General features: G+C 63.0%; 18 protein-coding genes and 1 tRNA gene. 6 read left to right on the forward strand and 13 right to left on the reverse strand.

The features are described 5' to 3' along the window. Positions 1–21 precede the first annotated feature (21 nt). From H8B03_RS00530 to H8B03_RS00560, 7 genes are all read right to left on the reverse strand, one after another. Complete coding sequence (locus H8B03_RS00530; protein ID WP_193139210.1) at positions 22–1,593, reverse strand: GMC family oxidoreductase; 1,572 nt, start codon at positions 1,591–1,593, stop codon at positions 22–24. 21 nt (positions 1,594–1,614) lie between these two features. After that, a complete protein-coding gene (locus H8B03_RS00535; RefSeq protein ID WP_193139212.1) occupies positions 1,615–2,139 on the reverse strand; it encodes a Twin-arginine translocation pathway signal in 525 nt (174 codons plus the stop codon). Positions 2,140–2,207: 68 nt separating this feature from the next. Continuing rightward, positions 2,208–2,603: a VOC family protein gene (locus H8B03_RS00540; protein WP_193139214.1), complete on the reverse strand. Its 396-nt coding sequence runs from the start codon at positions 2,601–2,603 to the stop codon at positions 2,208–2,210. A 104-nt stretch (positions 2,604–2,707) separates the two neighbouring features. After that, positions 2,708–3,013 (reverse strand): ribbon-helix-helix domain-containing protein, encoded by a 306-nt coding sequence (locus H8B03_RS00545; RefSeq protein WP_193139216.1) that lies wholly within the window; start codon positions 3,011–3,013, stop codon positions 2,708–2,710. 133 nt (positions 3,014–3,146) lie between these two features. Then, entirely contained in the window at positions 3,147–4,898 is a 1,752-nt protein-coding gene (locus H8B03_RS00550; protein ID WP_193139219.1) for a sensor histidine kinase, read from the reverse strand. Continuing rightward, the gene (locus tag H8B03_RS00555) at positions 4,895–5,398 is read right to left on the reverse strand and encodes an RNA polymerase sigma factor (RefSeq protein ID WP_394355441.1); all 504 of its coding nucleotides are present in this window, start codon (positions 5,396–5,398) and stop codon (positions 4,895–4,897) included. Before H8B03_RS00555 ends, H8B03_RS00550 begins: the two co-directional genes overlap by 4 nt. Positions 5,399–5,445: 47 nt before the next feature. Next, the gene (locus H8B03_RS00560; RefSeq protein ID WP_193139221.1) at positions 5,446–5,625 is read right to left on the reverse strand and encodes a NepR family anti-sigma factor; all 180 of its coding nucleotides are present in this window, start codon (positions 5,623–5,625) and stop codon (positions 5,446–5,448) included. Positions 5,626–5,739: 114 nt separating this feature from the next. Here H8B03_RS00560 and H8B03_RS00565 point away from each other — a divergent pair, with 114 nt between their 5' ends. Beyond that, positions 5,740–6,558 (forward strand): response regulator, encoded by an 819-nt coding sequence (locus H8B03_RS00565; protein WP_193139223.1) that lies wholly within the window; start codon positions 5,740–5,742, stop codon positions 6,556–6,558. Between the two features lie 89 nt (positions 6,559–6,647). On the opposite strand, the gene H8B03_RS00570 is transcribed toward H8B03_RS00565, so the two are convergent. Beyond that, positions 6,648–6,818, reverse strand: a complete 171-nt coding sequence (locus tag H8B03_RS00570) for a DUF1328 domain-containing protein (RefSeq protein ID WP_193140092.1) — start codon at positions 6,816–6,818, stop codon at positions 6,648–6,650. Between the two features lie 197 nt (positions 6,819–7,015). On the opposite strand from H8B03_RS00570, the gene H8B03_RS00575 reads away from it, so the two are divergent. Together H8B03_RS00575 and H8B03_RS00580 are read left to right on the forward strand one after the other, a co-directional pair. Beyond that, positions 7,016–7,345 carry a DUF883 family protein gene (locus H8B03_RS00575; protein WP_193139225.1) on the forward strand — a complete coding sequence of 110 codons (330 nt, stop codon included), beginning with the start codon at positions 7,016–7,018 and terminating at the stop codon, positions 7,343–7,345. A 3-nt stretch (positions 7,346–7,348) separates the two neighbouring features. After that, positions 7,349–7,702, forward strand: coding sequence for a phage holin family protein (locus tag H8B03_RS00580; RefSeq protein ID WP_193139227.1), 354 nt, complete (start codon positions 7,349–7,351; stop codon positions 7,700–7,702). Here the strand turns inward: H8B03_RS00580 and H8B03_RS00585 are convergent. Further along, the gene (locus H8B03_RS00585; protein ID WP_193139229.1) at positions 7,699–8,100 is read right to left on the reverse strand and encodes a hypothetical protein; all 402 of its coding nucleotides are present in this window, start codon (positions 8,098–8,100) and stop codon (positions 7,699–7,701) included. The two genes, H8B03_RS00580 and H8B03_RS00585, sit on opposite strands and share 4 nt — an antisense overlap. 88 nt (positions 8,101–8,188) lie before the next feature. On the opposite strand from H8B03_RS00585, the gene H8B03_RS00590 reads away from it, so the two are divergent. Then, complete coding sequence (locus H8B03_RS00590; RefSeq protein WP_193139231.1) at positions 8,189–8,920, forward strand: Crp/Fnr family transcriptional regulator; 732 nt, start codon at positions 8,189–8,191, stop codon at positions 8,918–8,920. 124 nt (positions 8,921–9,044) lie between these two features. On the opposite strand, the gene H8B03_RS00595 is transcribed toward H8B03_RS00590, so the two are convergent. Further along, complete coding sequence (locus tag H8B03_RS00595) at positions 9,045–9,242, reverse strand: CsbD family protein (RefSeq protein ID WP_193139233.1); 198 nt, start codon at positions 9,240–9,242, stop codon at positions 9,045–9,047. A 105-nt stretch (positions 9,243–9,347) separates the two neighbouring features. Here H8B03_RS00595 and H8B03_RS00600 point away from each other — a divergent pair, with 105 nt between their 5' ends. After that, positions 9,348–10,439 carry an AI-2E family transporter gene (locus tag H8B03_RS00600; RefSeq protein ID WP_193139235.1) on the forward strand — a complete coding sequence of 364 codons (1,092 nt, stop codon included), beginning with the start codon at positions 9,348–9,350 and terminating at the stop codon, positions 10,437–10,439. A gap of 14 nt (positions 10,440–10,453) precedes the next feature. Here H8B03_RS00600 and H8B03_RS00605 read toward each other — a convergent pair whose 3' ends face one another. Next, complete coding sequence (locus H8B03_RS00605) at positions 10,454–10,798, reverse strand: VPLPA-CTERM sorting domain-containing protein (RefSeq protein WP_193139237.1); 345 nt, start codon at positions 10,796–10,798, stop codon at positions 10,454–10,456. A 130-nt stretch (positions 10,799–10,928) separates the two neighbouring features. On the opposite strand from H8B03_RS00605, the gene H8B03_RS00610 reads away from it, so the two are divergent. After that, positions 10,929–11,375, forward strand: a complete 447-nt coding sequence (locus tag H8B03_RS00610; protein ID WP_193139239.1) for a hypothetical protein — start codon at positions 10,929–10,931, stop codon at positions 11,373–11,375. Positions 11,376–11,550: 175 nt separating this feature from the next. Here H8B03_RS00610 and H8B03_RS19195 read toward each other — a convergent pair whose 3' ends face one another. Both H8B03_RS19195 and H8B03_RS00620 read right to left on the reverse strand, forming a co-directional pair. Beyond that, complete coding sequence (locus H8B03_RS19195; protein WP_193139241.1) at positions 11,551–11,847, reverse strand: Arm DNA-binding domain-containing protein; 297 nt, start codon at positions 11,845–11,847, stop codon at positions 11,551–11,553. Positions 11,848–12,083: 236 nt separating this feature from the next. After that, a tRNA-Thr gene (locus H8B03_RS00620) sits at positions 12,084–12,159 on the reverse strand. Positions 12,160–12,168: the final 9 nt, after the last annotated feature.

Consider the following 12,168-nt stretch of genomic DNA (forward strand, 5'->3'; position numbering starts at 1 on the left):
GTTAATCATTCCAAGGCCCGATCAGAGCGCGCCGCGCGACATCTCTCCGGCGATATGGTCGGCCTGACGGATGGCCAGCGCCACGATGGTCAGGGTCGGGTTCTCGGCAGCACCGGTGGTGAACTGCGAGCCATCCGACACGAACAGGTTGGCAATGTCATGGGTCTGGCCCCAGCGGTTCACCACGCCATCGCGCGGATTCTCGGACATGCGGTTGGTGCCCAGGTTGTGCGTCGACGGATAGGGCGGGGTCGGGAAGACGCGGGTTGCGCCCACCGCCTCATAAACGGCGATGCCCCGCGCATAGGCATGGTTGCGCATGGCGATGTCGTTGGGGTGATCGTCGAAATGCACATTCGCCACCGGCAGCCCGTACTGGTCGGTCACGTCCATGTTCAGCGTGACGCGGTTGGTTTCCTGCGGCATGTCTTCGCCGACAATCCACATGCCGGCCATGTTCTCGTAACTGTCCAGCGCGGTTGTGAACTCGCGTCCCCAGGCACCGGGATCAAGGAACGCCGCCATGAACGGCAGGCCCAGGCTGAGGGTTTCCAGTTCGTACCCGCCGACGAAGCCACGCGACGGATCGTGCCGCGCCTCGTCCTGGATGATGCCCGCCATGGTGGTGCCTCGCCACATGCGCACCGGCTTGTCGAAGGTCGCATAGACCGATCCGGTCATGTGCCGCATGTAGTTGCGCCCCACCTGCCCCGAGCTGTTGGCCAGCCCGTCCGGGAACATTTCCGAGGCCGAGTTCAGCAGCAGGCGCGGCGATTCGAACGAGTTGCCCGCCACGCAGACGATCCGCGCCTTCTGCATCTGCAGATTGCCGTCCGCATCGTAGTATTCCACGCCGGTGACCTTGCCGGTGTCGTCGTGCAGGATGCGGGCCACATGGGCGCGCTCGCGCACTTCCAGGTTGCCGGTGGCCTCGCCCGCCGGAATGTCGGTATAGGCCGACGACCATTTGGCGCCCCATTTGCAGCCTTGAAAGCAGAACCCGGTCTGCTGGCACGGCGTCCGGTCGCCGTCGTCATGGGACATGATCGCCATCCGGCCGGTGTGCACTTCTTCATAGCCAAGCGCCTTGGCGCCAGCTTCGAACACCTTGTAGTTGTTGTTGCCGGGCAGTCCTGGCCAGCCATTGGTGCGGGTCACGCCCAGCTTCTTCTCGGCCAGATCGTACCAGGGCGCCATCTCGGCGCCGTCGATGGGCCAGTCCAGAAGGTTGGCACCCTGCACGTCGCCATAGGTGGTCTTTGCCTTCCATTCGTAATCCTGGAACCGCAGCGAGGCCCCGGCCCAATGAGTGGTAGTACCGCCGACGGCCTTGACGATCCACGCGGGAAGCCCGCTGAAATCCTTGGCGACGCGCCAGTCGCCCGACGTGGTGCGCGGATCGGTCCAGGCCAACTGCCCGAAGCTTTCCCATTCGTCATTGACGTAGTCTTCCGGCAGATAGCGTCCGCCCGCTTCCAGCGCGACGACGCTGACGCCCTTCTGCGCCAGTTCGTTGGCCAGAACGCCCCCGCCCGCGCCGGTGCCGATGATGACGACGACGCTGTCGTCGGTCAGATCAAAAGGTGCAGCCATGTTCGTGTCCTCCCAGGTGGCTCACAGCCAGTTGATGTCGTTGAAACCGCGGTCGATGTAGCCGCCTTGCTCGTAAGAGGCGCCCTCATAGCCAAAGATCGGCCAGACCGCTTTCTGGTTATAAAGCCCGGTGACCAGCCCGCCCCGGATCTGCTGGAAGAAGGCGCTGTCCTCGATCCCCCGCAGGATGTCGACACGGTCGCGCTCCCAACCGGTATCGAGGTACGAGCCAAAGCCCTTGCCACGGGCGGCGGCATCCAGCGCGGCAATGCCCGCTTCGATCGCCGGCGCGGCCTCGGGGGTGTCATAGCCGCTGACGGCCAGTACGTAGAATTCGTCGCCAACCTTGTCGTGGGGATAGATATCGCGCGCCATCTGCACCAGCGTGGCGAAGGTTTGCGGCTGCAGGGCTTGCACTTCACGGGCCCAGGCTGCATCCGCCGCGGCGATGAACCCGCCGCCGACCGCGAAACCTGTGCCAAGGATCGCGGCATTCGACAGCAATTGCCGCCGGGTCATGCCCCTTGGGGTTTTGGGGGTGTTCATGGTCTTCTCCTCCTCATAAGCCATGGTCGGCCCGCGATCCGGCGCGGGCCATCGGTGTCGATGTCAGGTCACTTGAACCGGCCGCCGCGCTCCAGCACTTCGATCTGATAGCCATCGGGGTCGGCGACGAAGAAGAACCTGGCAAACCGCGTGCCGCCCGGCGCGAACTCCACCAGTTTGCGGGGGTTCAGGCCTTCGGCTTCGAACCGGGCGTGTTCGGCATCGATGTCTTCGACCGACACCGCCAGATGGCCATAACCGTTGCCCAGGTCGTACGGCTCGGTCTGGCCCTTGTTCACGGTCAGTTCGACTTCAAAGTCACTTTCCGCATTGCTGAGATACAGCAGCGTGAAGGTTTCAAAATCCTGCCGATGCGCCACCTCAAGGCCGAAGGCCCGGCGATAGAAGTCGACGGAACGCGCCTCGTCGAGGACGCGGATCATGGTATGAATGGCTTTTGCCACGGATCTCTCCTGAATTGGTCCGGTTGCGGTCCAGTTCAGGATGCCGTGTCGGTCACGGGGCCGGGTAGTAGCCGTTTACTACAGCCCCGGAAAAGACCGGCGGGTCATTCCGCGGCGAAGGCAGTGCCCGTATCGTGATGCGCGTCCGCGGCCGGCTGGGCGACAAACACCAGACAGGCGGTGCGCAGAAGCGAGGTGAAATTCACCGGCTCGCCGCGGGTTTCCAGCACCTCGGAATGCAATTTCGAAATGAAGGCCGGGGTCGAGACGCCATCGGCCTGGGCAATCTGGTCAAGGATGTCCCAAAAGGCGTTTTCCAGCCGCAGGCTGGTGCTTTGACCGTTCAGCCGCAGCCTGCGCGTGGTGGATGCGTAGCGGTCCGGGTCTTGCCCGGCGAAGACTTGGCACATGCTGATCCCTCCCTGAAGCGCAGCGCTTGCTGCGGGGAAAGTGTCTCACAGCTTGGCTGCCATTTCCACTCCTCACCACGAAGCCGTGAACGCCGGAGCGATCTGCTGCCCCGCGCGGGTGTCGCTGCCGGGATCAATCCGATGTGTCGTCCTCACCGTCCTGCGCCCAGGACAGCGGAAAAACCACGTGCATTTCGTAGCGATCGGGATGTTCGATGACCTCGCGCGTGCCGTTCAATTGCGCCACGAACGACTGGATCAGCCGCGCGCCCAGCCCCGAGCCCTTGGGCATGTCCATGGTGGTTTCGCCGGTGTCCGCGGCGCGGGAATTGACCACGCTCAGGCTGATGTTGTCACCGTCCGCCTTGCGCAGTGCAATATCGATCCAAGCCGGGGCATCGCCCGTGGCCCCGCAGTATTTCACCGCGTTGATTGCCGCTTCGGTGGCCAGAAGTGACAGGGGCACGGATTGATCGGGGCTGATCTCGACCGGGTCCAACGCGGTCGACACCCTGATCTGATGTCCCGAGTCTTCAAGCGTGCCTACGACAACCAGTTGCTGGATGATCTCTTCCAGCAATTCATCGGCCCGCAGCGACGACAATTTTCGGGCAAGATAGAGATAGCGGTGGATGGCTGACAGCGCCATCACCCGGTCCTGCACCCGCCGCAACAGGCGCTTGGCCTCGGGGCTGTCCGTCGCCCTGATCTGCATGTTCAGCATGCTTGAAATCAGTTGCAGGTTGTTCTTCACCCGGTGGTGCACTTCGCGCAGAAGCAGAGTTTTTTCCTTGAGGTCGGCCTCCAGCAGGCGCTCCTGCTCGGACAGGCGAGTGGTCATGGCGCGAAAGGCTTCGGCGACGACCTCCAGTTCCTCGGGCGCATTGTCGAGCCGCGCGTTCTCCAGCCCCGCCTGCCCGCTGGAATACAGACGCATCCACGACCGCAGCCGCCGCACATGGCGGATCACCAGCCGCTGCACGCCGACATAGGCCACGACAATCGCCACCACCCACATCACGATGGGAAAATACAGCGCCATCAGCCGCTTGTAGGTTGGAAGCGTCAGGCCAAACTCGCGCGGTTCCCAGCTTCCCAGGGCATAGACGCGACCGTCGACGATGGGTGCGATGGCAAAGTCACGGGTCAGCCCCTTGCGGTTTTCCCCACGAAAGGTCTGGCGGCCCGCAAGCGCCAGATCTTCCAGCGTGCGGTCCTTCGGCAGCACCGAGCGCCGGTCATCGGCATACTCCTCGGTGGCAATGATCTCTCCCTCGGACTGGAACAGCACCAGGTCCACATCCGGGGCTGCGCGGGCCAGGGCATCGTTCAGGGCTTCGGCGGGCACGGCGATCCACACGGTGCCCAGAAAGGTGCCGTTGCGCAGAACCGGCACGGTGATGTTGACGGTGGCCACCCCGCTGAGAATGGCCAGCGGTGTCATCCCGATGTCCTCGACGGCCAGATCCGCAGCCGGCAGGGCCGTCAGCGGATCTTCGTCGGGGGACAGGTTCTTGGACCCGCAGACAAGGCCCCGCGCGAGATCGCGGTAACCGGCAAACAGGATCCAGCGGGATTTCTCGGCGATCTGGGCCATCGCCGCGGTACAGGCGTCATCGGTAAACTCCGAGGCCGAGACCAGAATGGCCAGCGTCTCGGCCGCACCAACGGCGGTGCGGATCACCTCGCGGCTGTCGGATACGGCGCGCTGGGTTTCCTCCAGAAGGGCTGCTGTGGACAGCGACTGGCGTTCTTTCAGCACCGAATAGGTCTGGTAGACCGAGATCAGGCCCAGCGGCAGGATCGCGATGCTCAGAACCAGGGCCAGTTGCACCGCCAGACGCGGCTGCAGGGTCCGACCTCGCGCCGTCTTGGTGCCGCTCATGCGGCGGTCGAACCTTTCACGACCGCCAGCGTCGCCGCGTCTGTCATTTCAAGCGCCTCGTCCTCGTCCAGATGCATCAGTTCGGCCAGACGCTTGCGGGCGCGGTTGGTGCGGCTCTTGATGGTGCCCACGGCGCAACCGCACATCTCGGCGGCATCCTCATAGGAAAAGCCTTCGGCGCCGACCAGGATCAGAACCTCGCGCTGTTCGTCGCTCAGCTGATCGAAGGCGGTCCTGAAGTCCGACATCACCAGACGGCCATCATGGGCCGGCTTTTCCGACAATTGCCCGGCCAGCGCACCATCGGGATCCTCGATCTCGCGGCGGCGCTTGCGATACTGCGAATAGAAGGTGTTGCGCGTGATTGTGAACAGCCAGGCGCGCATGTTGGTGCCCACCTGAAACTTGTCGAAGTTGCCCCAGGCCTTGACCACGGCGTCCTGCACCAGATCGTCGGCCGCGGCGGAATTGCGGGTCAGGCTTTGGGCAAACGCCCGCATCGCGGGCAGGTGTTCGACCAGCTCGTCCTTGGGATCCTGAATGTCGGTCACTTGGTGTCCTCGCCGTTTTTTTCGGCGGTATCGCGCCCGGCTTCCGCATCGCGCAGCTGCTGCAACAACTGGGCGAACCGATCCGGCAAGGGCTCGTTCACCGCGTCCGAATAGACCCGGCGAAGGTTGTCGTCGATCTGCTTGTCCAAACTGTCAGCTTTGCGGATTTTTGCCATTGCACCAAGTTTTCTGCCATGCTCGTTCGAGCGCTTTTTTGCATTCCGATGGGAACGTAACACGCGCACAGGCGTTTGGTTCCCGCAGACCGGAAAATTTTTTCGAGGACACACATGACCAAAACCCAAAGCCAGCCCGACATGGCGCAGCAGGTGGCCGCGGCCCTGCCCTTCCTTCGACGCTATGCGCGGGCGCTGACCGGCGGCCAGAAATCGGGCGATCAATATGCCGCCGCCACGCTTGAGACGATGCTGTCCGATGACGCGGTTTTCAATCGCCAGCTGCCGCCGAAAGTGGCGCTGTTCCGGGCGTTTCACCAGATCTGGACCTCCTCAGGATCTCCCATCGCGGAAACCGGGGGCATGTCCGCCCCCGAAGCACAGGCGCAGAAGCGGCTTGCCGCGCTGACGCCGAACACCCGCGAGACGCTACTGTTGCACAGCATCGAAGGCTTCGGTGTCAGCGACATCGCCAGCATCATCGGCGCGACCGAGGAAGAAGCCGGACAGCTTCTGACCATTGCGCGACGGGAAATGTCGGACGCCATCCAGGGCCGGATCCTGGTCATCGAGGATGAGGCGATCATCGCGATGGACATCATGGCCATCGTCGAAGGCGCGGGGCACGATGTGACCGGCAATGCCCGCACCCGTGACGAGGCCGTCGAACTGGCGCGTCGCGATCCGCCCGACCTGATCCTGGCCGATATTCAACTGGCCGACAAATCTTCGGGCATAGATGCGGTCAATCACATTCTGAAGGAACTGGGCGAGGTGCCGGTGGTCTTCATCACCGCCTTCCCCGAGCGGCTGCTGACCGGCGAACGTCCCGAACCGGCCTTCCTGATCACCAAGCCCTATTCCGAGGAACAGGTGCAATCGGCGGTCAGTCAGGCGATGTTCTTTGCCAGCACCGACACGCTGAAGACCTGACACGAGAACGCCCCCGCCCTTTCGGTGCGGGGGCGTCTCACTCACCCAGTCTCACGCGTTACGATATCGTTGTCTTGTCGCCGTGCCGGTCAGGGCGCCCGGCCACGCAGGGCGCGCGCCACCATGGCGACCACGAACAGGACCAGGAAGATCACGAACAGGATTTGCGCGATCCCGGCCGAGGCCGAGGCGATCCCGCCGAAGCCGAAAACACCGGCAATCAGGGCGACAACAAGAAAAACAAGGGCCCAGTAAAGCATAACAACCTCCATCATGGTTTGTCTGTTGCGACTGGGGAAGGAACCCGCAAGCGGACCGGTTTGTTCCGAAGTTTTTTTCGCGGCTGTCGGGGTGGCATCCGGAATCACATGGACAGGCCACAAGAAAATCGGGAACCTGAAGGCTGCGAAACCGTTGATTGCCTGAACAGACATCTTTCCCACAGGAGACTTTCCTCATGGCACAGACCAAACCCACCACCGCCTCGCCCAGTCAGGACATTGCCGAGCTGTCGAAACAGATCGACGCGCTGAAAGAAGACATCTCTGGCCTGTCGAGTGCCTTTGCCTCGCTGGCCAGCTCGTCGCGGGATGCCGCCATCAGTGGTGCCCGCGAGAAAGCCGCCCAGGCCCGTGCGGCGGGCGAGGATCAGGTGGATGCGATGCTGCGCAGCGCCGAGGAACTGGGGGAGCGGACGACCAACGCAGTACGGGAACAGCCGGCCATGGCCGTTGGTCTGGCCGTCGGCGCAGGGTTCCTTCTGGGTCTGCTGCTCGGGCGGAGGTGATCAATGGCCGGACTCGTTTCAGGCCTTGAGGCGCGCCTGCGTCAGACCGTGCGCAGTGCCGCCTTCGGGGTGGCCGGGATCGTGTTCGGTCTGGTCGGCCTTGGCCTGCTGAGCGCGGCCCTGTGGATCCTGATCGCGGCGCATCATGGCGCGCTGGCGGCCTGCGTGGTTCTGGGGCTGCTGTTCCTGGCCCTTGGGGCCGGGTTGCTGGCCGCCGGTGCGTGGTCACCCTCCGCACCGTCCCACAAGACCCCGCCGCCCCCGCCTGCCGCACCGGGCGATCCCTTCATTCGTATTGCAGAAGGTTTCGCAACCGGCATGCAGGCCGGGCGCGCCGCGCGGAAAGGGCGCCGCTAGGCCGTCGCCTTGGGCGACTCGGCCAGGATATCGCGGATCATCAGGTCGGTGAACGGACGCGCCAGCATGCGCCATCCCTGCGCCTCGGCCCGGTCCGCGTCATCCTCTCCGACTGTCAGGACGATGCGGGCGCCGCGGTCGATCAGCGGTTGCAGGATCGGACTGTCGATCAATTGGGCAAGGCGCATTTCCAGGAATGCCGCCGAGATCTGGATGCCATCCTGCAGATACGCGAACAACTCGTCGGGCGATGACAGGTGGATCGCCCGGCACGGCCCAAGATGACGAAGCGTGCCCAGCATGTCTTCGGCGACCAGATGGTCGCGCTCCAGCACCAGAAAGATCGGACCCGCGTCCGGTTCCGCGTTGTTCTTCGAGGTGATCAGGCGATCGTTCATGTCGGGGTTCCCGTCCTGTGGACCCCCTTGGTGACCGAAATTCCGACGCCGCGCATTAAACTGCGACATAGCCGAATGGAAAAAGCTCATGGGAACAAAGTGCCTCAACTGCCCGTTGCGCAACCGGCCGATTTTCGCGCCGATGAGCGATGGTGAAGTTGCCTTCATGCAGAAGTTCAAGACCGGCGAACTGGTGGTCGAGGGCGGCACCACCCTGATGATGGAAGGCTCCAACAGCCCGCAACTCTATACACCGCTGGAAGGCATGGGACTGCGCTACAAGACCCTCGACAGCGGAGAGCGTCAGGTCATCAACTTCGTCCTTCCTGGCGATTTCATCGGGCTGCAGGCCGGGGTCATGAACGAAATGCAGCATTCGGTGGAATCGACCACCCCGATGCGGCTGTGCGTGTTCGACCGGCGGGCGCTTTGGCAATTGTTCAAGGATCATCCGGAACGCGCTTTCGACCTGACATGGATCGCAGCGGTCGAGGAACACTTCCTGGGCGAAAGCCTTGCCATCCTCGGCCACATGAGCGGCATTGAACGGATCGCGCGCGCCTTCGTGCGGCTGCATGATCGTGGCGCGGCCCTTGGGTTGATTTCCGCGGCCCGGATGCCGCTGCCGTATCGACAACAGGACCTGGCCGATGCGCTTGGCCTGTCACTGGTTCATACCAACAAGACGCTGACGCGCCTGCGCCAGCAGGGCGTTGCCACCTGGCGGGACGGGTCGCTCAACATCCTGGACTATGACCGGCTCTGCCAGATCGCGCAGTTGCCCACGGATCGGACACCGATGACCCGGCCGCTGATCTGACACGGACGACCAGGCGTCATCAAGGACGCGAACCACTGCGCACACACGAAAGGACCGGCATCCCTTCGGATGCCGGCCTGATCTTGGAATGGGCAGGCCCCATTCAGGGCCGCCGGGTGCGAAATCAGATCGACTTCAGCCAGCTGTCGATGGCTTCCTCGGCCTCTTCGCGGGTCTTGCCGTAGTTTTCCTGGATCAGCCCCAGCAGTTGTTCGCGGTTGCCCTTGGCCTCTTCCAGTTCCTGATCGCTCAGCTTGCCCCATTTCTCGCGGGCGCTGCCCTTGAACTGCATCCATTTGCCTTCGATTTCGTCCCAGTTCATGGCGGTCTCCTTTTCAATTTGGTTACGGGGATTGAACGCGCCACCGCGCCGGTTGTTCCAAGAAAAACCTATGGAACTTTTCCGCCGCGGCCGCGTTGAGGGGGGATGCAAAGCTTCATTTCCACGCGCGATCCCGTGCTTCGGGTCGCAACCATCGCCATCGCGGTCATCCTTGTTTTCGCAACCCTGAAACTGGGGGCCGAGATCTTCGCGCCAATGGCAATGGGCGTGGTCGCGGGGGTCATCCTCGCCCCCATCACTCAGGCGCTGGAGCGTGTCGGCCTGCCCGTCGGACTGTCCGCCGTTCTGGTGCTTCTGCTGGGCGTCTCGGGCCTGTTCGCGCTGGCGTTTCTGCTGGAACCGATGGTCGGGCGCCTTGTCGAGGAATTGCCGCGCATCAAGTGGGAACTGCGCGCCACCCTTCAGGATATCCGTGACCTGTTTCGCGGGATCGATGCGGTGAACCGCGAGGTCGGCGCCGCCCTTGGTGCCGAGACCGGCGCTGACGCGCAATCCACCGCCCCAGAGATGCCCGGCGTGACCGACGCGCTGCTGCTGGCCCCTTTCGTGCTGGCGCAACTGCTGATCTTCTGCGGCACGCTGTTCTTTTTCCTGCTGACCCGCAAGAGTATCTATCGGGGGCTGGCGCGGCTGATCGGCACCTCAGCGGACACCCTTGTCCTGTTGCGCCGCTTCGATGCGGCGGAACGTATGGTCGCGCGGTATTTCTTCACCATCACGCTGATCAACGCGGGGCTGGGTGTCTTTCTGGGCAGTGTGCTGTCGCTGATCGGCGTGCCCGGCCCTTTCATCTGGGGGGCGGCGGCCGCCTTGCTGAATTTCATGGTCTACGTCGGCCCGATGATGGTGACGGTCGGGCTGCTGCTGGCCGGGCTGGTGGCCTTCAACGGGTTGATGGTTCTGGCCCCGGTGGCCGCCTATCTTCTGCTGAACCTGCTGGAATCGCAGTTCGTGACGCCCGCGTTGCTGGGCAGGCACATGGCGGTCAATCCGCTGCTGATCTTCGTGTCTCTGGTGGTCTGGCTATGGATCTGGGGGCCGATCGGCGGCATCGTTGCCATCCCTATCCTGGTGATCACCATCGTGATGCTGGACCTGTTCGAGCCCGATAGCGACACGGCGACAGGGCAAGATGCGGACCCGGATGAGCCCGCACCGCAAGGCGCTGTGTCCTGACGGCGTTACGCCCTCTACACAGGATTTCCGGGTTCGGCGTCAGACCGCCTCTCGTGCCCCGGATCCTGGGCGACGCGCCTGCGCCGCGCCACGCCCATCAGGCCGCCCAGCCCTGCCAGCAACAGCCCCACCGAGGCCGGGAGCGGCACGTTTGCCGACAGATAGGCGATGCTGTTTGTCTGTCCCGACGTGAATACACTTCGGTACTGTCCATTCGCCCCGAAGTTCACCAGGTTGGCCTTTTCCGGCACCAGGGTGGCCCAGACTTCATACGCCCCCAGGATGGCGAGCGCCGTAATTTCCGGCACCGTTGTACGCCGCGAACGCGCCAGCATCCCCGCCTTTACCCGGGCTGCCACCCGCCGCATCCTGGTAAAACAGATTGGTGGCTGCACCGCGTATACCGCCAAGTCCCCCATTGATTCCCGTCTTCCCGGATTGGCCGTCGCTGCCAAGTGCAGAGGAGTAGCGTGTAACGGCTGCACTACCGTGACGTCCATCTTGGGCGTCCCCTGCCGCATAGTGAAAATACCTGTCACGCGCCCAGTAACCGCCCGACGCTCCAGCGGTGGCCGAACCGCCAGCAGCACCCAGGGCACCAAGCTGAAAGAACCCGCGCCCGCCACAAAAGCCGCCATCGCCACCACCTGCACCGGAAACGCGGCCGCTTGCCGAAAAGTCAAAGTTCACATTGTCGCCGATATCGGCGTTGTTCAGGGCCATGAAAGCCGCGCCGTTGCTGCCTCCGGCCCGGACATTCGTGTCAGAGGCAACGGTGAAACCCCCGAGGAACCTGAACGTCATCACACCGTTGCTGAGGTTCGTCACAAATTTCGTGCCGTTGAATGTGCCCCGGATGCGACCCCGTTACTTGTTCCTGCGGATGTGTTGACGATGGCATCGGCCGCGCCGGACGGGCTGGGGTTCAATCCATAAAGGACAATGACGGATTTGGTGAGTGTGGCGAATAGATTTGACATGGTTCTCCTTGGCGTTCGGTCTGTTTCGAACGCAGCTGGGGAGCCCAAACACGCCAATTGATGCATTTGAAATCGATGTTGCCGCCAGTTTTCATCCCAAACAAGAAAATTCCGGGGGCCTGTTCGGCCGATCAACGTTGTTCCCCCAAGGTCTGGGCTGTCGCAGCAGCACGGCCTGCCTTTGCGACTTTGATCAGGAAGCCGTCCGCCAATGCCGCAAAGGTCCGCGATTGAAGCTCCAGCCCGGTTCTCCTGGCCTCTTGCCTTGCTTGGGAAGGACGCATGCCGGAGAGAAGATCAGCCCTTGCAGCCCGCGCCTTTGCCACGGAGACAGCAGGATAGTCTCCGATCGCCAACAACTGCACCTTGCCGTCAATCCTGTCCTTGAAGCGCCATGACTTGGACCCGGACGCCCCGAAAAAATGCAAACTCCCCCCAAAAAGTCAGCGACGGTGAAGGGCTCTACTATTCCGGGTGGGTTTGGGACTGTGGCATCGGGGGTCCGTTCTCAGCAGCGCAGTCCAGCGTGCCCCCAAAATATACCCCTATTCTAGGGGCAGGCATGGGACGCGATCGAACGCCACCAGCCAGCCACTAAAAAAAGACGAAGCCCCTTGTTTCAAGGGGCTTCGTGGATGTCTTTGGCTGGTTCTGTAGAGTTTGGTGGTGCCGCTGAAGGGACTCGAACCCCCGACCCCATCATTACGAATGACGTGCTCTACCAGCTGAGCTACAGCGGCGATGGCGCG

The sequence above is a fragment of the Meridianimarinicoccus sp. MJW13 genome (genome assembly GCF_014901205.1).
Taxonomy (GTDB): domain Bacteria; phylum Pseudomonadota; class Alphaproteobacteria; order Rhodobacterales; family Rhodobacteraceae; genus Meridianimarinicoccus.

Coding starts and splice junctions, on each gene's coding strand:
- H8B03_RS00530 (WP_193139210.1), bottom strand. CDS start 1,593: ATGGCTGCACCTTTTGATCTGACCGACGACAGCGTCGTCGTCATCATC.
- H8B03_RS00535 (WP_193139212.1), bottom strand. CDS start 2,139: ATGAACACCCCCAAAACCCCAAGGGGCATGACCCGGCGGCAATTGCTG.
- H8B03_RS00545 (WP_193139216.1), bottom strand. CDS start 3,013: ATGTGCCAAGTCTTCGCCGGGCAAGACCCGGACCGCTACGCATCCACC.
- H8B03_RS00550 (WP_193139219.1), bottom strand. CDS start 4,898: ATGAGCGGCACCAAGACGGCGCGAGGTCGGACCCTGCAGCCGCGTCTG.
- H8B03_RS00555 (WP_394355441.1), bottom strand. CDS start 5,398: ATGCGGGCGTTTGCCCAAAGCCTGACCCGCAATTCCGCCGCGGCCGAC.
- H8B03_RS00560 (WP_193139221.1), bottom strand. CDS start 5,625: ATGGCAAAAATCCGCAAAGCTGACAGTTTGGACAAGCAGATCGACGAC.
- H8B03_RS00565 (WP_193139223.1), top strand. CDS start 5,740: ATGACCAAAACCCAAAGCCAGCCCGACATGGCGCAGCAGGTGGCCGCG.
- H8B03_RS00570 (WP_193140092.1), bottom strand. CDS start 6,818: ATGCTTTACTGGGCCCTTGTTTTTCTTGTTGTCGCCCTGATTGCCGGT.
- H8B03_RS00575 (WP_193139225.1), top strand. CDS start 7,016: ATGGCACAGACCAAACCCACCACCGCCTCGCCCAGTCAGGACATTGCC.
- H8B03_RS00580 (WP_193139227.1), top strand. CDS start 7,349: ATGGCCGGACTCGTTTCAGGCCTTGAGGCGCGCCTGCGTCAGACCGTG.
- H8B03_RS00585 (WP_193139229.1), bottom strand. CDS start 8,100: ATGAACGATCGCCTGATCACCTCGAAGAACAACGCGGAACCGGACGCG.
- H8B03_RS00590 (WP_193139231.1), top strand. CDS start 8,189: ATGGGAACAAAGTGCCTCAACTGCCCGTTGCGCAACCGGCCGATTTTC.
- H8B03_RS00595 (WP_193139233.1), bottom strand. CDS start 9,242: ATGAACTGGGACGAAATCGAAGGCAAATGGATGCAGTTCAAGGGCAGC.
- H8B03_RS00600 (WP_193139235.1), top strand. CDS start 9,348: ATGCAAAGCTTCATTTCCACGCGCGATCCCGTGCTTCGGGTCGCAACC.